This is a genomic window from Kitasatospora sp. NPDC040550 (assembly GCF_055594965.1).
In genome coordinates this window covers 17,170-35,966 of the sequence record NZ_JBVIWC010000008.1, presented here as the reverse complement: position 1 = coordinate 35,966, position 18,797 = coordinate 17,170, and the positions used below count along the sequence as shown (strand labels likewise).

The following is an 18,797-nucleotide window of genomic DNA, read 5'->3' as shown; positions in this document are numbered from 1 at the left end:
GCGCAAGTCAGAGTGGCAGAGGTCCAGCTACTCCGGTGCAAGTAACGCTTGCATCGAGGTCCGCACGGTTGACGAAGCCGTCGAACTCCGCGAGTCCGACGAGGGCCACCTCATCCTCCGCACCACCCCCGCCGCCCTCTCCGCCCTCCTCCAGGGCATCAAGGCCCGCGAGTTCGACCACCACGCCTGACCCTCCGCACGTCCCAGGAGTGGGAAGTCGACCCCATCGACTTCCCACTCCCCGCCCGTGCCATTCTGGCCGCCATGAAGATCGCCGCAGCTCAGCTGTCCTGCACCCCCGCCGACATCCCCGCCAACGTCCGGCGACTCGTCGCGCTCGCCGAGCAGGCCCGCGCCCAGGGCGCCGAGCTGATCGTCTTCCCCGAATTCGCGCTCACCGGCTACGAACTCGAAGCCCTCGCCGCCGACCCCACCCTCTGGGTCACCCCCGACGACCCCCGCCTGGCCCCGCTCCGGGCCACCGGCATCGCCGTCGTCCTCAACTGCGCCGTCCCCACCGGCGGACCCCGACCCGGCATCGGCACGTACGTCTACGGGCCCGACGGCGAACTGATCACCACCTACCTCAAGCAGCACCTCTACGAGAACGAGCAGGGCATCTTCACCGCGGGCGACCAGGACGGCCGCTTCGAACTCGGCGGCCACCGCTTCGCCCTCGCCACCTGCTTCGACAACCACTTCCCCGACCTCACCGGCCGGGGCGCCGCCGACGGCTGCGCCATCCACCTCGCCAGCTCCCTCTACGGCACCGGCGGCGGCATCCACGAGCGTGCCACCGTCTACCCGGGCATCGCCAAGTCCACCGGCATGCACGTCGTCCTCGCCAACCACGTCGGCCCCTCCGGCCCCTGGACCGGCTGCGGCGGCGCCGCCCTCTGGGCCCCGGACGGCACCCCCCTCGCCGAGGCCGACGACCGCACGCCGACAGTCGCCATCGCCGACGTCCCGTAGCGGACCCTGCCGGGCTCAGCCGCCGCCCCCGAACTCCGGCAGCCGAGCCCGGAACTCCGCGTGGCGGACCGCATGCCGCCAGGCGGCATCCCGGATCCGGCACGCCCGGAGCACTTCCCCCGGCTCGGTCACCAGCTCCATGCCGACGGTCCGCTCACCCTCGAAGTGGAAGCGTGCGAGTGTGCGGGAGTCGAACAACCAGAAATCCGACAACGCGCCCAACCCCGCCGCCTCGGCATCCGAACGCCACATGCACCGGATGTCCTCGCCCGCTGCCACATTCGTCCGCGCGCACGCCAGCAAGTACCGCTGGCCCTCGGTCGGCGGCTCGTCCACCAGACGAACCCGCTCGAACCGCTTCCCCTTGCCGACCATCCGGCGGACGTTGTCGAACCAGGGATGGCCGACCTCACCGGCGGTGTCGCCCGTGCGCAGGAACTCGGCACAGGAAGGCATCCGCTGGTCGGAGAGGTACCCGGTCCTGGTCTCCAACCGCCAAGCGGTGTGCTCGAATCCGTCGTTGACGAACTCGGTGATCCTCTGCTGCGGCACGAACTCCGGCACCGGCATCGCCCTTTCCGCGCGAGTACGAGACCTGCACCCGAGTACGCTCGCATCCGCACCGCGCACAACTCCAGTCCCATAGGCGAATATTCGAGAATCACCGCCCGCGCCAAGGCAGTTTGAGGGCATCCTGACTGCGCCTGACCGACAGCGAAGGGAGCCGGCCATGAGCCGACGACTGCGGTACATCGGAAGCACCTCGGGACACAGCGGATGCCCGACCCTCTACGAGGATGCGGAAACCGGAGACGTGATCGTCCAGGGCGACGCCGTGACCGACCCTGCCGAGATCGCCCAACTCCGTGACGTCAAACCCAGCGAGGGTTTCGTGGTCGTACCGCGCGCGCTGATCGCCGATTTCGGACCGCGCGACGTGGACTGCGAACCCGTGCTGATCAGCTATGACGAGTTCGAAGAAATGTTCACGACTTTCCAGCACACCGCCTTCCGGCTGGAAACCCGGCGCCAGTACCGCTCCGACGAGCAGAGCGAGACCTACCGTCGGTTCGCCGCCGGGCTGGACCCCGAGTGGGACCTCGACCACCCCTGGTGCCGTTCGCGCCGCGAACAGTCAGCCCTGGGAAAGCGGTTCGAGCGAGTCCGGATCATGGACAACCCGCCCACCCTGGGGCAGCGTTACCTCCTCAACAACGCCGAGCGGAACAACGCCGTCGGCGAGGACACCCGGTACCTCTGGCGGGCCGACGCCGAGCGGCTGAACCTCCCGCACGAGGACGCCTGGCTGTTCGACTCCCGCGTCATCGCCCTGCTGCACTTCGACGACGATGACGAAATCACCAAGATCGAGCTCATCACCGACCCGGTGCAGGTCGCCCGTGCGTGCCAGGTCCGGGATGCCGCCTGGCACTACGCCATCCCGAGTCGCGAGTTCAGCACTGGGGTACCGTCCGACGTGTGAGCACCGACTTCCAGCAAGCCAGGATCGCCCTCGGTCAGCGGCTCCGTGAGCTGCGGACCGAGGGCGGTCTCACTGGTCGGCAACTGGCCGACCGGCTCGGCTGGACGCAGTCCAAGGTCAGCAAGCTGGAGACCGGCCGACAGACGGCGACACACGGCGACCTCGACGCCTGGGCCGAGGGCGTCGGACAACCCCACACCGCCGCCGAGTTGTCGGCCAAGCTTCGAGCCTTCGAGTCGGGAACACGCTCCTGGCGAAGACAACTGGCCGCCGGACATCGCCCGGTCCAGGACACGCTGACCGTTGAGTACGAACGCTCGGCTGTCATGCGCGCATGGGAGAACTCCATGATCGCCGGCCTGCTCCAGACGGCCGACTACGCCCGGCGCGTCTTCACCGGATACGTCGATCTGCACCGGTCGCCGCGTGACATAGAAGATGCCGTTCGAGCCCGAATCCAGCGGCAGGAAGTCCTGTACCGGCCAGGCAAGAAGTACCACATCATCATGTGGGAAGCAGCCCTGCGCGCACAGGTCTGCCCGCCGGCCGTCATGGCCGCGCAACTCGATCGCCTCAGCGGCGTGATCGGCCTGGACACCGTCACCCTCGGCATCGTCCCGTTCGAGGCTTCACTCAAGTTGCCACCTGCCAAAGGATTTTGGATCCACGACGAACGACTCGTCGTCGTCGAGGACTGGCACGCCGAGCTCTGGCTCGACCAACCCGAGAACGTGGCGCTGTACCTGCGCGTCTGGGAGACCCTGGAGAACGCAGCGGTCTACGGCGCGGACGCCCACAAGGTCATAACACGCTGCCGAAGAGCACTCGGAACCGTCTGAGGAATCCCCGAGAAAGGCACCTGCCGGGTGCCGGAATATTCGAGAATCAGCCGCCCTTCCAGGTCTGTCGTCCACCTACCGTTGCACCTGACGATGCATCAGGCATCGCCGAGGAAAGGGGAAGTACATGCCCATGTCCAGCGACGGCAAGCACGGTGGCGGGTCCGGGAACGGCCAGGGTGGCGGGCAGCAGGACGACTCCAGCAGCGGCAACAAGCACGGGGGCGGCGGCAGCGACGAGGGGGGCAACTCCTCGGACGGCAGCGGTCCGGCGTCGGGTCGCTGACGCGTGAGCGAGCAGCACGAAGCGGAGGCCGGTCGGGCCCGGCTGGCCTCCGCGCTCACCGCGAACGGGTCGCTCACCCCGGACTGGCTGTCGGCCTTCCACGCCGTGCCGCGGCACTGGTTCGTCCCCGCGCTGGTCTGGCCCGGCCAGGGGGACGGGATCCGCCAGGGGGATGCCGTGAACCGGCACGTGGACCGGGCCGCCTGGTGGAGCGCCGTCTACTCGGACGTGCCGCTCACCACCCAGTGGGACGACGGCGCGCACTGCGGCACCGGCCGGGGCACGACCCCCACCTCCTCCAACTCCATGCCGACCATGGTGTTCTCGATGCTCGCCGCGCTCTCCGTGGACCCCGGCCACCGGGTGCTGGAGATCGGCACCGGCACCGGCTGGAACGCCGCCCTGCTCGCCCACCGGCTCGGCTCCGACCGGGTCGTCACCGTCGACGTGGACGAGGACGTCTCCGCCGACGCCCGACTCCGGCTCACCCGATCCGGGTTCACCCCGACCTGCGTCGTCGGCGACGGCTTCCAGGGGCACCCCGCCGGCGCGCCGTTCGACCGGGTGATCGCCACCTGCTCGGTCCGCGAACTCCCGTACGCCTGGGTGGCACAGTCCCGCCCAGGGGCCGTGATCGTCGCGCCGTGGGGGCCCGAGTACGGCGGTGAGGCGATCGCCCGGCTCACCGTGGGCCCGGACGGCACGGCGAGCGGCCGGTTCACCGGCTCCTCCGCCTTCATGCGGCTGCGCCGCCAGCGCACCGTCCGGCCGCACAGCCTGGAGTACCTGTCCGGGCCGTGGCCGGCCGACGGGGTGCGCTCCTCGACCTCGCTCTCCCCGGAGGCCGTCAGCAGCTGGCCCGCGATGTTCGCGGTCGGCGTGCAGGTGCCGGACGCCTTCCCCCTGGTCGAGCGGTACGCCGACGGCAGCTACACCCTGTGGCTGCACGACACGGTCGTCACCTCCTGGGCCACCGTCGACTGGGAGCCCGACCGCACCGCGTACGAGGTGGTGCAGTCCGGCCCCAGACGGCTCTGGGCCGAGGTCGAGGCCGCCTGGCACCGGTGGGACGCCCACGGCCGTCCGGGCTTCGAACGGTTCGGGCTCACCGTCTCGACGGACGGCCAGGAGGTGTGGCTGGACGACCCGGACTGTCCGGTGCCGACGCGGTCCTGACGGTGCGTCGGCACGCCCCGCGCACCCGGCCGGTCACCGCCGGTACCGGTCGGCGGGCCGGTCCGGACTCCTCCGCGAACCGGTGTGTCCAGCGTGGTCGGAGTCCGGTGGCGTGCACGAAGGAGTGCCGGGAAGCCTGGTCGGCGAGCAAGGGACAGTCGTGCAAGGCGTGAGGGACGCTGCCGAGGTCCGCACCGCGCGGGCCCGTAGTAGTCGCTTCGATGCGCAGGAAGTCGACCCCGTCGACTTCCTGCGCATCGCGTCGTACCCCGCCGGTGCCGCGCCCGTACCGCGTCGCCCCGCGCCGTACCGCGTCGTACCGGCCCGGGCGCCCCTCAGCCGCCGGAGCGGATCGGCTCGCCCGTGCGGTGCAGGTGGGTGAGGATCTCCCGGTACGAGCGGAGCAGGCCGACCTCGTAGTACGGGATGTCCTTCTCCGCGCAGAACTCCCGGGTGATCCGGGCGGCCCGCCCGAGCGCGGGGGTCGGCATGCTGGGGAACAGGTGGTGCTCCACCTGGTAGTTGAGGCCGCCCATCAGCGCGTCGAGGATCGGGCCGCCGCGGACGTTGCGCGAGGTGAGCACCTGGCGGCGCAGGAAGTCGAGCCGCATCCCGGGGGTCACCATCAGCATGCCCTTGTGGTTCGGCGCGAAGACGCAGCCCAGGTAGACGCCGAGCAGCGCCTGGTGCACGGCGACGAAGGCCACGGCCTTGCCGAACGGCAGCGCGCCGAAGACCAGGCCGAAGTAGGCCGCGAAGTGGACGACCAGCAGGACGCCCTCCAGCACCGGCCGCTTCACCGCGGGGCCGCGCAGCGCGCGGAAGCTGTTGTAGCTGAGGTTGAGGCCCTCCAGCAGGAGCAGCGGGAAGAACAGGTACGCCTGCCGGCGGCCGATGAACCGGGCCAGCCCGCTCGCCTGCCGGGCCTGCCGCTGGGACCAGACGACGAGGTCGGGCGAGACGTCCGGGTCGCGCTCCTCGTGGTTGGGGTTGGCGTGGTGGCGGGTGTGCTTGTTCATCCACCAGCCGTAGCTCATGCCCATCAGCAGGTTGGCGGCGATCCGCCCGCCGACCTCGCTGGGCACCCGCCGACTGAACACCTGGCGGTGCGCCAGATCGTGCGACAGCAGCGCGACCTGGGCGAAGACCACGGCCATCACGGCCGCCAGGGCGAGCTGCCACCAGGTGTCGCCGATCGCGTACAGGGCGCACCAGCCGTCGACGAACGCGAAGAACACCAGCCCGATGCGGGCCGCGTAGTAGCCGGGGCGGCGGTCCAGCAGGCCCTCGGCGGCGATCCGGCGGCTCAACTGGGCGAAGTCACTGCCGCCGCCCTCCGGCTGCGGGGCGGCGGACGCCGGAGCGGCCGCGGCCTTGGTCATCGTCACGGACTGTGTGGGCATGCCCCGAGTCTGGCGCGCCGGGCGGAGCCGCAGAACGGGGAAAGCACCCCTCCCGTACGGGTGTTAACCCCCGCAGCGGGAGGGGTGGCGGCGGGCCCGGGGGCCGGCCGGCGGCCCGGCTTGCTCAGCCCTCGTCGCCGCCCATCCAGGCGGCGCGCTGGCGCAGCGAGACGCGGTTGCCGTCCGGGTCCACGGCTTCGGCGCGGATGCCGAAGCCGTACTCCTCCGGCTCGGACTGCTCGAAGGTGACGCCGCGCCCGCTCAGCGCCGTGAAGTCCGCCCGCAGGTCGTCCGATTCGAGGAAGACCGGCCCCGGAGTGACACCCGGCAGGCGCGAGGCCGGCTGGCCGGCGGCCGGGGCGTGCGGCCAGAGGATGATCTCCACCGGGCTGCCCGGGGCGGCCACGGTCAGGAAGCGCCCGTCGGGGCCCGGATGGTCGATGCGCTTCTCCAGGCCGAGCCGGTCGGTATAGAACTCCAGGGCCCGGTCCTGGTCGGTGACGTAGACCGTCACGTACATGATGTTCGTCAGCATCTCGCTGGGCGTCCCTTCGTGCCGTCGATGGTGTTCCATCGCTCCTCTGCCGCACCGACGGATCCCGACGAACGGATGTGACACGTCCGACGGTCGGTTGATCCCCCTGAGCCCTGCCCGTACTGTCGGCACGCGGCGACATCGACGGCATCGGGGACGTCGGCGGCGATCGAGAGCGGGGCGGGGCCGTGACCGAAGAGGCGACACCAGGACGGCTGATCGGCCGTCGCTACCGGCTCGTCCGGCAGCTGGGGGCCGGCGGCTTCGGGCGGGTCTGGCAGGCCCACGACGAGACGCTGGGCATCGACGTGGCCGTCAAGCAGCTGTGGCTGCCGCCCGCGACCTCGGACGGCGAGCGGGCCGAACGGCTGGCCCGGGCCGAGCGCGAGGCGCGCAACGCCGCCCGGCTGCGCGACCGGCCGCACATCGTGGCCGTCCACGACGTGCTGGTCGAGGACGGCATGCCGTGGATGGTGATGCAGCTGGTGTCGGGCGGCTCGCTGGGCGACCGGCTGGCCGCGCACGGGCCGCTGCCGGTCGAGCGGGCGGCCGCGGTCGCCCGCGCCCTGCTGACCGCCCTCGGCGCCGCCCACGCGGCCGGGGTGGTGCACCGGGACGTCAAGCCCGCCAACGTGATGCTCGCCGACGACGGCGACGTGCTGCTCACGGACTTCGGGATCGCCGTCCACCAGGCCGACACGACGCTCACCGCGACCGGGGCGTTCGTCGGCTCGATCGAGTACATCGCGCCCGAGCGGGCGCGCGGCGTGGACGGACAGGCCGCCTCCGACCTGTTCTCGCTCGGCGTCACCCTGTACCAGGCGGTCGAGGGAGTCTCGCCGTTCCGCCGGGACTCGGCGACCGCCTCGCTCACCGCCGTCCTGTTCGACCCGCCCGCACCGCCCCGCAACGCCGGCCGACTGGCCCCGCTGATCCTGGCGCTGCTGGCGAAGGACCCGGAGCAACGCCCCGGCACGGCACAGGCGTTGGCGATGCTCGACCGGTCCGTCCCGAACCTGCCCACCGCGCTCGACCATCCGCTCCCGAACGTGCCCGCCGCGCTCGACCATCCGCTCCCGAACCTGCCCACCGCGCTCGACCATCCGCTCCCGAACGTGCCCGCCGCGCTCGACCATCCGCACCCGAACCTGCCCACCACGCTCGACCATCCGCTCCCGGCCGCGACCGCCGAGGGCCGGGCGGACGATCTCGGCGTGACGGCGGCATCGGAGGCTCCGTCCCGCCCCTACCTGACGATCACGGTCTCGGTCGCCGTGGTCGCCGTCCTGGCCGGAGCGATCTGGCTGCTGGCGGCCTCGCGCCCCGAGGGCGACAAGGCCGAGCAGCCCGCGACCGGGGCCGGAGCCGTCTTCCCCGCCCCGCCGTCGGACAGTCCCCGGACGGGCCCGTCGCAGAGCTCGTCGGCCGGCCTTCCGGACCTCCCGACTCCCTGCGACGTCCCCTCCGGCGTCGTCACCGAGCTCCAGCTCACCGACCACGGCCACGAGGACGTCGAGCCCGAGCGCCGCCGGTGCGACTGGTGGACCGACGGCTCCGCCCGCCTCCCGTACAACTTCGCCAGTGCGCAGACCTACCGGGGCCCGTACACCGTCCGGCCGGGCTCGCACCCGGTGCGGGTCGGGAACGCCGTGACCGGGCAGGAGTACATCGACGACAAGCCCAGCAACAAGGGCATCGTCTACTGCCGCGTCGAGTGGCCCACGAACAACGGCGGCTACGCCTCGGCCGTGCTGCAGTCCCCCAAGGGCTCCGACTCCAGCCACCTCTGCGAGTTCACCGAGCAGTGGGCGGAGGGGCTGTACCAGAGCCTGGCCGACTAAGGCGCGCCCTGACCACGCGGCGCCCGGAACAGCTCGTCCAGGTGGTGGGTGAGGACCGCCAGCGCCTGCTCGCCGGTGCGCTGGCCGCCGAGGACGCTCGCCCCCAGCCCGTTGACCATCGCCAGCAGCCCGGCGGCCGCCATCTCGACGTCCCGCCCGGGTGCGATCCCGCCGGCCGCCTGGGCCGCGCGCAACTGCTTGACCAGGAAGCCCTCCAGGACGACGGGCGGCTGCGCGGCCCGCTGCTCCAGCACCTCGGGGTCACCGAGCACCAGCGTGTAGTACGCCGCGTAGGTCCGGGTGATCCGGCGGCTCTCGGCGTCGGTCGGCAGGATGCAGGACAGGATCGCGGTCACCACCTCGCGCGGGGCGCGGGCCTCGCCGATCCAGCGTTCCATCCGGGCCTGGAGCTGGGTGCCGAGCCGGGCCAGGGCGTCCAGCAGCAGGCCCTGTTTGGTCGTGAAGTAGTACTGGACGAGGCGGAGCGAGACGCCGGCCTCGGTCGCGACCGCCCGCATGCTCGCCGACTGCAGGCCCTCGGTGTCGGCGATGCGCAGCAGGGCCTCGGCGATCTGCCGTCGGCGTTCCTCATGGTCGACCTTCTCGGCCACGGTTCGGCCTCCCTTCGTCCCGGTGCCATTTCGTCCCGGTGCACATTGGTACACCCGTATCATGCATGTGATACACATGTACCATGCGAATCAGCGAGTTCACGAACGGCAAGGCCGAAGCCCGCTTCCGCACCGCCTACGAGCACGCCCTGACCCGCCTCTGGCCCGGGCAGCACACCGCGACGACCGTCCCCACCCGCTTCGGCACCACCCGCGTCCTGCGCACCGGCCCCGCCCACGGGCAGCCGGTCGTGCTGCTTCCCGGCTCCGGCGGCAACGCCCTGATGTGGCACGCGTACGTCGAACGCCTCGCCCGGCAGCACCCCGTCATCGCCGTGGACACCATCGGCGAACCGGGTGCCAGCGTGCAGACCGCCCCGATCAGGGACGGCCACGACGCCGCCGACTGGCTGGAGGAACTCCTCGCCGCGCTCGACGTCCCCACCGCCCACCTGGTCGGCTGCTCCTACGGCGGCTGGATCGCCCTCCACCACCGGCTCCGCCACCCCGGCCGGACCGCCACCCTCACCCTGGTCGACCCGGCCGGCCTGGCCGACGTCGGCCGCCGCTTCTACACCTGGCTGATCCTCGGCGGCCTCGCCGCGCTGGCCCCGCGCGCGCTCCGCCCCCGCCTGGCCCGGGCCATCGGCAACAGCGCCGTCCTGGAGGCCGAGCTGATGACCCTGATGCGCGCCTCCACCGGCTTCCGCCGCCGCCTGCCGCTGGCCACCACCCTCGACGACGCCGAACTGGCCCGCCTCGACGCACCCGCGCTCTTCCTGCTCGGCGAGCGCAGCGCCCTGCACGACGCCCGGGCCGTCACCGAGCGGCTGCACCGGCTCGCCCCGGCCGCCCGGGTCCGGATCGTGCCCGGCGCCGGGCACTCGCTGACCACGGACGACCCGGCGGCCGTCCTCGACGGGATCCTCACCATGGCGGCCTCGCAGGTCAGTTGACCGCCTTGACGACCTCGCCCGCCTCGTCGTCGTGCTCGTCCTCGCCGTCGCTCTCGTCCTCGGCCTCGTCCTCGGCCGGCCCGTCCGCCAGGACCATCGGCAGTTCCTCCCCGGAGGCCAGCAGCACCTCCAGGGGCACGTCGGCCGCCCCGGTGAACACGGCGGTGGCCTCGGAGAGCCGGGCCGACCGGGTCGGCTCGGCCACCGCGGCGGAAAGGGCCACCTCGGCGGAGAGGACCACGGCGGCGTCCGGGTCGAGCGCCGAACGGAGCGGGAAGTCGGCCGGGTCGACGCGCACCTGCTCCAGCGCGTACGGGTAGACCGCGATCGTCACCGTCAACCGGTCGCCGTCCAGGGTGCGTTCGGCCCAGCCGTCGGTCGGCAGCAGGAAGAAGGCGCCGTCCCCCTCGTAGCAGTACGCGCCGAGCCGGTCCAGGGCCCGTTCGCCGGGAGTGCCGTCGGGATCGACGACGAGAACGGCGACGTGCGCCTCCCGGTCGCTCGGGTCGAGGTCGGAGCGGACGTACAGACGGGCCACCGGGCACCTCCGGTTCACGGAACGGAATCGGGCCCGTCGCCGTACCCCGCAAGGGAGTTGGACGACGGGCCCGGGGGCCACGCTACCGTCAGGCCGACACCCGATCCGTCGCCGGACCCCCCTGGCGGCGCACCACCTGCCGCCGGACCGCCCAGACCGCCCCGCCGAGCACGAAGCCGTAGACCGACACCAGCCCGTGGCCGTTCTCCTGGGCGAACCACATCGCCAGGCCGAGCACCGGGACACCGGCGGCCAGGGCGATCTCCTTGGGGAGCCGGGTGCGGGTGAGGAAGGCGAGGGCCAGGGTGGCGCCGAGGAAGTAGGTGGCGCCGGAGCTGCCGGCGAAGTTGCGGGGGTCGGTGCTGGGGCCGCCGCCGATGCCGAGCAGGGTGTCGATCCGGCCGGGCAGCAGGATGCCGGCCAGGAAGAAGCCGAGGGTCAGCGTGCCGCCCCAGTACCACTGGGCGAGCGCGGCGACGGCGGCCAGGGTGACGAGGTTCCACAGGCCGCCGAAGAGGCCGCCGTTCTGCATGAACACCGAGGTGAACTCGCGCCACCAGCCGGACCTGGCCGGGTCCGCGTCCAGCGCGTCCATGGCGCCGGACCACACCAGCTGGAGCAGCACCCCGCCGACGGCGACGGCAGTCAGGGCGATCGCCGCCCACGGGAGCGGCCGTCCGCGCAGGGTGTCACGGCCGACCACGCCGAGCCCGCAGTTGACCATCATGACCATCAGCGCAGCCGTGGTCACGTTGAAGACGATGGCGTCCATGACTGGCCCTCCCCCCGGGTTCCGGCGCTTTCCAACGCCGTTCGAAAACCTGATGGAGCAAAGCTAGCACAGTTTCGAACAGTGTTGGAAAACGATGTACGGTGGACCGCATGAAGCTCACCAAGGAGCGCATCGTCGACGCCGGCATGGCCGTCTTCGCCGAGGTCGGCTACCAGAACCTGTCCATGCGCCAGGTCGCCGAACGCCTCGACGCCCACGCCGGCAGCCTCTACTACCACGTGCGCGGCAAGGACGAACTGCTCGCCCTGATGGCCGACCGGATCAGCCGCCGCGCCTACGACGCGGGCACCGCCGCCCTCGCCGCCCTCCCGCCCGACGCCGGCTGGCAGGACCGCGTCGAGGCCCAGGCCACCACCCTGCGCCAGGAGATCAAACAGCACGCCGGCGGCGCCCAACTCCTCGCCGAGAGCCCCGGCGTGCTCAGCACCGGCGGCCTCTCCCTGATGGAACGCCTGCTGCGCACCCTCCTCGACGCGGGCCTGCCCGCCGAGCACTGCGGCACCGCCGCCGACACCCTGCTCAGCCACGCCACCGGCTTCGTGCTCCAGGAACAGAACCAGCCCGCCACCCCGCCGACCGTCACCGCCGAGCTCTACGCCGAACTGCGCGAACGGTTCCCGCTGGTCATGGGCGACCTGATCCCGCGACTGAGCCAGGACGAGAAGTACGTCCGGAGCATCCGCCTGCTCTGCACGGGCTTCACGGCGCTCTCCTGAGCCGCGGGCCCGCCCTGGTGCCCTGCTCCGGGCACCGGGGCGGACGGGCGCTCAGCCCTGCTGCGGCGGACGGCGGCGCATGCTCAACAGCAACAGCACCACCGCCGTCAGCACCGCCGAGGTCCGCAACACGCCCGGAGCCATCGACCAGCTGAACTGCCCCAGCGGCGAACCGGTCTGCACCCCGCCACCGCCACCGCCCGCCCCCTGCTTCGCCGTTCGCATCGCGAACAGCGCGGTCGCGCTCATCGTCACCAGCGGGATCCCCAGGATCACGAACTTACGTGTCAGATCGGAGAGTTGACGGGACAGATAGCCGAGCCCCCAGCCCGCCAGCATCGCCGGGAAGAACCCGGACACCGCACCGCCGACCAACAGCCCGCAGGACAACAGGATCAGCGGGGACGGCTTGCGGGCCCCCTGCCCCGCGGCGGCCGTCGCGGCCTTCGCCTGCGCGGCCTTGGCCTGCGCCTTCCGCTGCCGCTTCGACGGCCGCCCCGGCCGCCCCCCGGCCTGCCCCGCCGGCACCCCGGCCTGCCCCGCCGCGTCCTCCGCGTCCTCCGCGTCCTCCGCGCGCTGCTCGGGGATCGGCTTCGGCGCGGGCTGCGGCGTGTCCGAGAAGTCGAGCATCGTCATCGTCCACGGGCTCGAACTCTGCACCATCGGCGGCGGGATCACCTCCGAACCGCTCTCGGGCGAGGCGACGCCCGGCAGGTCCAGCGACACGTTCGGGATGCCGCCCGTCCCGGTGTACCCGGACGCGGCCGAGGGCCCGTACACACTGTCCTCCGCCGCCGGACCCCCGGGCGCGGCGGCCGGAGGAGCCGCGGCCGGAGGCGTCGACGGCGCGGCAGGCGTCGACGGCACGGATGCACCCGACGCCCCCGGCCGCTCGCTCCACGGCCCGCTCTTGCGCCACCACTCGCCGTCCGTCATCACCGACACCCCGCCTCGCCCACGCCGCCCGCCGCACCGCGGCGACCGCCCACCGAACCGCCCTCGGCCGTGACGCTACCCACCGTGCCCCGCCGGCGCGAGTCCCGCCGCGCACCCCGGACCACCGGAGTCCCCGCCGCCGCACCACCCGGGGCCCCCGCCCCCGGCCCGCCGCAGGAGCGCACCCCACCGTCGGCGCGCCCGACTAATCTAGGTCGAATGACCACACAGCAGGGCCCTCAACGCCAGAGCAGGACGCCCGTCGGCCCCCGCACCCTCGCCGAGGAGCTGCGCGCCCGCCCCGACGACGCGCTCGCCGCCCTGCTCCGGTCCCGCCCCGACCTGCTGAACCCCGTCCCCGGCGACCTCACCCAGCTGTCCGCCCGGCTGTCCTCGCGCGCCTCCGCGCTGCGCGCCCTGGAGCGGCTCGACCGGTTCACCCTCCAGGTCGCCGAGGCCCTGGCCACCGCCCCGGACGGCACCTCCCTGACCACCGTCCGCACCCTGCTGACCGGCCCGGCCAAGGTCAAGCCGCACCCCGGCGCCACCCCGCTCACCCCGGCCGACCGCGCCGCCGTCGCCGCCGCCCTCCCCCGCGCCGTCGCCGTCCTGCGCGACCGGGCGCTGCTCTGGGGCCCCGACAACGGCCTGCGGCTGGTGCTCGCCGTCCGCGAGGCGCTCGCCCCCACCGCCGCCAACCCCGGCCGCACCGGCCTCGGCCCGACCCTCGTCGACGCCACCACCGGCATGTCCCCGGCCCGGCTGCAGCAACTGCTCGCCTCCGCCGGTCAGCCCGCCACCCCGGACCCGGTCACCGCCGTCGCCGCGCTGACCGCCCTGCTCACCGACCGCGCCCGCTGCGCCGCCCTGCTCGACACCGCCCCCGAACCGGCGCTGCGGCTGCTGGACCGGCTGGTCTGGGGGCCGCCCACCGGCACCGTCCCGGACGCCACCCGCCCGGTCACCGCCGAGGACGCGCAGAGCCCGGTCGAATGGCTGCTGGCCCGCGGCCTGCTGCTGCCCACCAGCCCGGGCAGCGTCGTACTGCCCCGCGAACTGGCCCTGCACCTGCGCGGCGGCCGCACCCACCGCACCGTCGAACCGCTCCAGCCCGAACCCGCGCCCGCCGCTCCCCCACGCGATCCACAGGCTGTGGACAACGCCGCGGCCGGCCAGGCCCACACCGCCGTCAAGACCGTCGAGGAACTCCTCGACACCTGGGGCCTCACCCCGCCGCCCACCCTGCGGGCCGGCGGCCTCGGCGTACGGGACCTCAAGCGCGCCGCCCAGACCCTGGAGGCCACCGAGCAGCAGGCCGCCTTCTGGCTCGAACTCGCCTACACCGCAGGGCTACTGGCCCCCGACGGCGAGGCCGACGAATGCTGGGCCCCGACCCCGGCCTACGACGGCTGGCTGCAACTGGACACCGCCGAACGCTGGTCCGTGCTGGCCGCCGCCTGGCTCACCGCCACCCGCGTCCCCGCCCTCACCGGCACCCAGGACGGCAAGGGCAAGCCGCGCGCCGCCCTCGGCCCCGAACTCGACCGCACCCTCGCCCCGTCCGTCCGCCGGGCCGCCCTCGCGCTGCTCGCCGAACTCCCGCCCGGCACCCCGGCCACCGCGGCGGAACTGCTGCCCACCCTGCGCTGGCAGCGCCCGCTGCGCGGCGGCCCCACCGGCCCCGACGGCCACGAGCTGCGCGACGACCTCACCACCTGGACCCTCGCCGAGGCCGAACTGCTCGGCATCACCGGCCGCGGCGCCCTCGGCGCCCCCGCCCGCGCCCTGCTCACCGCCGAGTCCGACCCGGCCGAGGTGCTCGCCCCGCTGCTCCCGCGGCCGCTGGACCACGTGATCCTCCAGCCGGACCTCACCGCGATCGCCCCCGGCCCGCTGCTCACCCCGCTCGCCCAGGCGCTCGCGCTCTGCGCCGACATCGAGTCCAAGGGCGGCGCCACCGTCTACCGCTTCACCCCGACCTCCGTACGCCGCGCCCTCGACGCCGGCCGCACCGCCGCCGACCTCCAGACCTTCCTGGCCCAGCACAGCCGCACGCCCGTCCCCCAGCCGCTCGCCTACCTGATCGACGACGTCGCCCGCCGGCACGGCATCCTGCGGGTCGGCGCCGCCTCCTCCTACCTGCGCTGCGACGACCCGGCCCTGCTGAACGAGGTGCTCGCCGACCGCCGCGCCGCCGACCTGCGGCTGCGCCTGCTCGCCCCCACCGTCCTCGCCGCCCAGGCCGCCCCGGACGTCCTGCTCAGCGCCCTGCGCACCATGGGCTACGCCCCGGCCGCCGAATCCGCCGAGGGCGACGTCCTGATCACCCGGCCGGACAGCCACCGCACCCCGCCCCGCAGTGCCCCCACGCCCGTCCCCGACGGGCCGCCCACCCCCGACGACACCCTGCTCGCCGCCGCGATCAAGGCCGTCCGGGCCGGCGACCGCGCCGCCACCGCCACCCGCCGCGAGCCGACCCCCGACCCCCGCCAACTCCCCCGCACCGCCGCCGCCGAGACCCTCGCCGCCCTCCAGACCGCCGTCCTGCTCGGCGAGCGGATGTGGATCGGCTACCTCAACGCCGAGGGCATCGCCAGCCAGCGGATCATCGACCCGGTGAAGGTCGAGGGCGGCTTCGTCACCGCCTTCGACCACCACGCCGACGAACTGCGCACCTTCGCCCTCCACCGGATCACCGGGGTCGCGGAACTGGACGAGTGACCCGGCGACGACGGGGCGTCAGTGCCCCTGCGACTCCTTCATCTTCTGCTTGACGGCCTGGTCCGCCAGGCTGCCGATCTCGCCCTGGCCGACCGGCAGCGAGCCGCCGCCGACCTGGTCGGCGATCAGGAATCCGGGGGCGGCCAGCAGGCCGCCGGGCCCCTCCCCGATGCCCGCGAGGGCGTGGGCGGAGCCGGCCGAGGAGGCGGTGGCGGCGAAGGCCGTGCCCATCAGGGCGAGGGCGGTGAGAACGCGCTTGGAGCTCTTCATGACCAGCTCAACGAGCGAGTACGCACCGTGGTCACTCGGAGCATTTGACGGGCCGGGCCCACGGGCGTACTCCGGGAACAGGGGGTTCCCGCCAAGGAGGCGACCACCATGCTCGGTGACCGGATAGCGGAGTTCACCACCACGGAGAGCGGCCGACGGGTGCTGGCCACGGTCGGCGGCCCCGCCCTGGAGGTGTCGATGACCGGCGTCGGCCAGGTGCTCGGCCACCCCGTCCGGGAGTTCGTCACCTACGAGTCCGAGCTGCGGCCCGACGGCTCGCTGTTCGGCGAGGGCCAGGGCGTCGGCATGACCGACAAGGGCGAGACCTACAGCTGGCACGGCAGCGGCATCGGCCACTTCACCCAGGGCGGGGCCGTCAGCTGGCGCGGCAGCATCTACTTCGAGAGCACCGCCGACGCCTTCCTGCGCCTCAACGACCTGGTCGGCCTGTTCGAGTTCGACAACGACCCCACCGGCGCGGGCCGGGCCGTGCTCTACGAGTGGAAGTAGCCCGCCCACGTTCCGCGCGATATGAGCGACACTGGAGGGTCTGCGTCAGACCCAGACAGTCAGCCTGTCAGCCAGTGGAGGGCTCCCCCGCGTGAACGACGGACCGCTCATCGTCCAGAGCGACAAGACTCTCCTCCTGGAGATCGACCACCCCAAGGCCGCCGACTGCCGCCGTGCCATCGCCCCGTTCGCCGAACTGGAGCGGGCGCCCGAGCACGTCCACACCTACCGGGTGACCCCGCTCGGGCTGTGGAACGCCCGGGCCGCCGGGCACGACGCCGAGCAGGTCGTCGACGCCCTGGTGAAGTACTCCCGCTACCCGGTGCCGCACGCCCTGCTGGTCGACGTGGCGGACACCATGGGCCGCTACGGCCGGCTCCAGCTGTCCAAGCACCCCACCCACGGGCTGGTGCTGACCACCACCGACCGCCCGGTCCTGGAGGAGGTGCTGCGCTCCAAGAAGATCGTCCCGCTGGTCGGCGCCCGGGTCGACCCCGACACCGTGGTGGTGCACCCCTCCGAGCGCGGCCAGATCAAGCAGGTGCTGCTCAAACTCGGCTGGCCCGCCGAGGACTTCGCCGGGTACGTGGACGGCGAGGCGCACCCGATCGACCTGGACGAGGACGGCTGGCAGCTGCGCCCGTACCAGGCCCAGGCCGTCGAGGGCTTCTGGCACGGCGGCTCCGGCGTCGTGGTGCTGCCCTGCGGCGCCGGCAAGACGCTGGTCGGCGCGGCCGCCATGGCGCACGCCAAGTCGACCACGCTGATCCTGGTCACCAACACCGTCTCGGCCCGCCAGTGGAAGCACGAGCTGGTCAAGCGCACCTCGCTCACCGAGGACGAGATCGGCGAGTACAGCGGCACCAAGAAGGAGATCCGCCCGGTCACCATCGCCACCTACCAGGTGATGACCACCAAGCGGAAGGGCGTCTACGCCCACCTGGAGCTGTTCGACGCCCGCAACTGGGGCCTGGTGGTGTACGACGAGGTGCACCTGCTGCCCGCGCCGGTGTTCAAGTTCACCGCCGACCTCCAGGCCCGCCGCCGGCTCGGCCTGACCGCCACCCTGGTGCGCGAGGACGGCCGCGAGGGCGACGTGTTCAGCCTGATCGGCCCGAAGCGCTTCGACGCCCCGTGGAAGGAGATCGAGGCCCAGGGCTACATCGCGCCCGCCGACTGCTGCGAGGTGCGGGTCACCCTGACCGACTCGGAGCGGCTCTCCTACGCGACCGCCGAACCGGAGGAGCGCTACCGCTTCTGCGCCACCACGGCGACCAAGCGGCGGGTGGTGGAGGCCCTGGTCAAGAAGCACGAGAAGGACCAGACGCTGATCATCGGCCAGTACATCGACCAGCTGGACGAGCTCGGCGAGGCCCTGGACGCGCCCGTGATCAAGGGCGAGACCAGCAACGCCCAGCGCGAGAAGCTCTTCGACGCCTTCCGGAACAAGGAGATCGGCGTCCTGGTCGTCTCCAAGGTCGCGAACTTCTCGATCGACCTGCCCGAGGCCACGGTGGCCATCCAGGTCTCCGGGACCTTCGGCTCCCGCCAGGAGGAGGCCCAGCGCCTCGGCCGCGTGCTGCGCCCCAAGGCGGACGGGCACTCGGCGCACTTCTACTCGGTGGTCGCCCGGGACACCGTGGACCAGGACTTCGCCGCCCACCGGCAGCGCTTCCTGGCCGAGCAGGGCTACGCGTACCGGATCATCGACGCGGACGACGTCCTCTAGCGGGGCTCGGTACCGGACACCTGACGGGGCTCAGTACCGGACACCGTCGCGCCCGAGGAAGATCACGCGCGCGGCGGTGTCCAGCGCGATCCCGACGTTGCGCACGGCGGTGCTCAGCGGGTTGCGGTGGCGGCCCTGGACGGCGGTCGCGCCGGCCGGGCCCGTACGGGTGTTGCGGTTCTCGGTGCTCATGTCTTCAACGGTAGGCACCCGGACGGCCCAGGGCATCACTCCGAAGGCCGTACCCACCAGGACGGACGTCCTCCTCCGGGTGTACGACATCCCCGGCACCCCCTGAGACCTGCGGGGCTGGAACCCCGAGGCGCACGGGTCTAGGATCGTCCGTCTGCCCCCTCCCGAACCGTGGTACCTGCTGACGTCCGCAGGCAGCCGGGGGAGGTGCCGACCGCACGGCAACCGGTCGGCTGTACCCCACCGTGAGCTCCATCGATCCGCTGCGCCCGCCTCCGGGGCAGCCGGGA

General features: G+C 72.9%; 21 protein-coding genes. 12 read left to right on the top strand and 9 right to left on the bottom strand.

Annotated features, from left to right (window positions below; all coding sequences use genetic code 11):
• Both ACZ58X_RS14045 and ACZ58X_RS14040 read left to right on the top strand, forming a co-directional pair.
• Positions 1 to 190, top strand: a 190-nt coding sequence (locus ACZ58X_RS14045) for a DUF397 domain-containing protein (protein WP_470333907.1), incomplete at its 5' end; no start/stop codon positions are given.
• A 74-nt stretch (positions 191 to 264) separates the two neighbouring features.
• Positions 265 to 972: a carbon-nitrogen hydrolase family protein gene (locus ACZ58X_RS14040; protein WP_470333906.1), complete on the top strand. Its 708-nt coding sequence runs from the start codon at positions 265 to 267 to the stop codon at positions 970 to 972.
• Between the two features lie 15 nt (positions 973 to 987).
• On the opposite strand, the gene ACZ58X_RS14035 is transcribed toward ACZ58X_RS14040, so the two are convergent.
• Positions 988 to 1,542, bottom strand: a complete 555-nt coding sequence (locus ACZ58X_RS14035) for a DUF6879 family protein (RefSeq protein WP_470333905.1) — start codon at positions 1,540 to 1,542, stop codon at positions 988 to 990.
• A gap of 160 nt (positions 1,543 to 1,702) precedes the next feature.
• On the opposite strand from ACZ58X_RS14035, the gene ACZ58X_RS14030 reads away from it, so the two are divergent.
• From ACZ58X_RS14030 to ACZ58X_RS14015, 4 genes are all read left to right on the top strand, one after another.
• On the top strand, positions 1,703 to 2,455 hold the full coding sequence (locus ACZ58X_RS14030) for a DUF6879 family protein (RefSeq protein WP_470333904.1): 753 nt from the start codon (positions 1,703 to 1,705) through the stop codon (positions 2,453 to 2,455).
• Positions 2,452 to 3,294: a helix-turn-helix domain-containing protein gene (locus ACZ58X_RS14025; protein ID WP_470333903.1), complete on the top strand. Its 843-nt coding sequence runs from the start codon at positions 2,452 to 2,454 to the stop codon at positions 3,292 to 3,294. The genes ACZ58X_RS14030 and ACZ58X_RS14025 overlap by 4 nt, the downstream gene beginning before the upstream one ends.
• Before the next feature lie 127 nt (positions 3,295 to 3,421).
• A complete protein-coding gene (locus tag ACZ58X_RS14020; protein ID WP_470333902.1) occupies positions 3,422 to 3,580 on the top strand; it encodes a hypothetical protein in 159 nt (52 codons plus the stop codon).
• 3 nt (positions 3,581 to 3,583) lie between these two features.
• Positions 3,584 to 4,756 carry a methyltransferase domain-containing protein gene (locus ACZ58X_RS14015; RefSeq protein ID WP_470333901.1) on the top strand — a complete coding sequence of 391 codons (1,173 nt, stop codon included), beginning with the start codon at positions 3,584 to 3,586 and terminating at the stop codon, positions 4,754 to 4,756.
• Positions 4,757 to 5,091: 335 nt separating this feature from the next.
• Here the strand turns inward: ACZ58X_RS14015 and ACZ58X_RS14010 are convergent, their stop codons facing one another.
• Positions 5,092 to 6,138: a fatty acid desaturase family protein gene (locus ACZ58X_RS14010; protein ID WP_470334109.1), complete on the bottom strand. Its 1,047-nt coding sequence runs from the start codon at positions 6,136 to 6,138 to the stop codon at positions 5,092 to 5,094.
• Between the two features lie 145 nt (positions 6,139 to 6,283).
• Positions 6,284 to 6,733 carry a VOC family protein gene (locus ACZ58X_RS14005; protein WP_470333900.1) on the bottom strand — a complete coding sequence of 150 codons (450 nt, stop codon included), beginning with the start codon at positions 6,731 to 6,733 and terminating at the stop codon, positions 6,284 to 6,286.
• A 149-nt stretch (positions 6,734 to 6,882) separates the two neighbouring features.
• Between ACZ58X_RS14005 and ACZ58X_RS14000 the strand changes: the two genes are divergently transcribed.
• Positions 6,883 to 8,535, top strand: a complete 1,653-nt coding sequence (locus tag ACZ58X_RS14000) for a serine/threonine-protein kinase (RefSeq protein WP_470333899.1) — start codon at positions 6,883 to 6,885, stop codon at positions 8,533 to 8,535.
• Here ACZ58X_RS14000 and ACZ58X_RS13995 read toward each other — a convergent pair.
• On the bottom strand, positions 8,532 to 9,146 hold the full coding sequence (locus ACZ58X_RS13995) for a TetR/AcrR family transcriptional regulator (RefSeq protein WP_470333898.1): 615 nt from the start codon (positions 9,144 to 9,146) through the stop codon (positions 8,532 to 8,534). The two genes, ACZ58X_RS14000 and ACZ58X_RS13995, sit on opposite strands and share 4 nt — an antisense overlap.
• A gap of 83 nt (positions 9,147 to 9,229) precedes the next feature.
• Between ACZ58X_RS13995 and ACZ58X_RS13990 the strand changes: the two genes are divergently transcribed.
• Positions 9,230 to 10,102 (top strand): alpha/beta fold hydrolase, encoded by an 873-nt coding sequence (locus tag ACZ58X_RS13990; RefSeq protein WP_470333897.1) that lies wholly within the window; start codon positions 9,230 to 9,232, stop codon positions 10,100 to 10,102.
• Here the strand turns inward: ACZ58X_RS13990 and ACZ58X_RS13985 are convergent.
• Positions 10,095 to 10,640, bottom strand: coding sequence for a hypothetical protein (locus tag ACZ58X_RS13985; protein WP_470333896.1), 546 nt, complete (start codon positions 10,638 to 10,640; stop codon positions 10,095 to 10,097). The genes ACZ58X_RS13990 and ACZ58X_RS13985 overlap by 8 nt on opposite strands.
• 88 nt (positions 10,641 to 10,728) lie before the next feature.
• A complete protein-coding gene (locus tag ACZ58X_RS13980; protein WP_470333895.1) occupies positions 10,729 to 11,412 on the bottom strand; it encodes a hypothetical protein in 684 nt (227 codons plus the stop codon).
• A 110-nt stretch (positions 11,413 to 11,522) separates the two neighbouring features.
• On the opposite strand from ACZ58X_RS13980, the gene ACZ58X_RS13975 reads away from it, so the two are divergent.
• Positions 11,523 to 12,149 (top strand): TetR/AcrR family transcriptional regulator, encoded by a 627-nt coding sequence (locus ACZ58X_RS13975; protein WP_470333894.1) that lies wholly within the window; start codon positions 11,523 to 11,525, stop codon positions 12,147 to 12,149.
• A 51-nt stretch (positions 12,150 to 12,200) separates the two neighbouring features.
• Here the strand turns inward: ACZ58X_RS13975 and ACZ58X_RS13970 are convergent, their stop codons facing one another.
• On the bottom strand, positions 12,201 to 12,929 hold the full coding sequence (locus ACZ58X_RS13970) for a hypothetical protein (protein ID WP_470333893.1): 729 nt from the start codon (positions 12,927 to 12,929) through the stop codon (positions 12,201 to 12,203).
• Positions 12,930 to 13,304: 375 nt separating this feature from the next.
• On the opposite strand from ACZ58X_RS13970, the gene ACZ58X_RS13965 reads away from it, so the two are divergent.
• The gene (locus ACZ58X_RS13965) at positions 13,305 to 15,806 is read left to right on the top strand and encodes a helicase-associated domain-containing protein (RefSeq protein ID WP_470333892.1); all 2,502 of its coding nucleotides are present in this window, start codon (positions 13,305 to 13,307) and stop codon (positions 15,804 to 15,806) included.
• Positions 15,807 to 15,824: 18 nt separating this feature from the next.
• Here the strand turns inward: ACZ58X_RS13965 and ACZ58X_RS13960 are convergent, their stop codons facing one another.
• Positions 15,825 to 16,076: a hypothetical protein gene (locus ACZ58X_RS13960; protein ID WP_470333891.1), complete on the bottom strand. Its 252-nt coding sequence runs from the start codon at positions 16,074 to 16,076 to the stop codon at positions 15,825 to 15,827.
• 108 nt (positions 16,077 to 16,184) lie between these two features.
• Between ACZ58X_RS13960 and ACZ58X_RS13955 the strand changes: the two genes are divergently transcribed.
• On the top strand, positions 16,185 to 16,586 hold the full coding sequence (locus ACZ58X_RS13955; RefSeq protein ID WP_470333890.1) for a hypothetical protein: 402 nt from the start codon (positions 16,185 to 16,187) through the stop codon (positions 16,584 to 16,586).
• 91 nt (positions 16,587 to 16,677) lie between these two features.
• Positions 16,678 to 18,315: a DNA repair helicase XPB gene (locus ACZ58X_RS13950; protein WP_470333889.1), complete on the top strand. Its 1,638-nt coding sequence runs from the start codon at positions 16,678 to 16,680 to the stop codon at positions 18,313 to 18,315.
• Between the two features lie 30 nt (positions 18,316 to 18,345).
• Here ACZ58X_RS13950 and ACZ58X_RS13945 read toward each other — a convergent pair whose 3' ends face one another.
• The gene (locus ACZ58X_RS13945; RefSeq protein WP_470333888.1) at positions 18,346 to 18,507 is read right to left on the bottom strand and encodes a hypothetical protein; all 162 of its coding nucleotides are present in this window, start codon (positions 18,505 to 18,507) and stop codon (positions 18,346 to 18,348) included.
• Between the last annotated feature and the right edge of the window lie 290 nt (positions 18,508 to 18,797).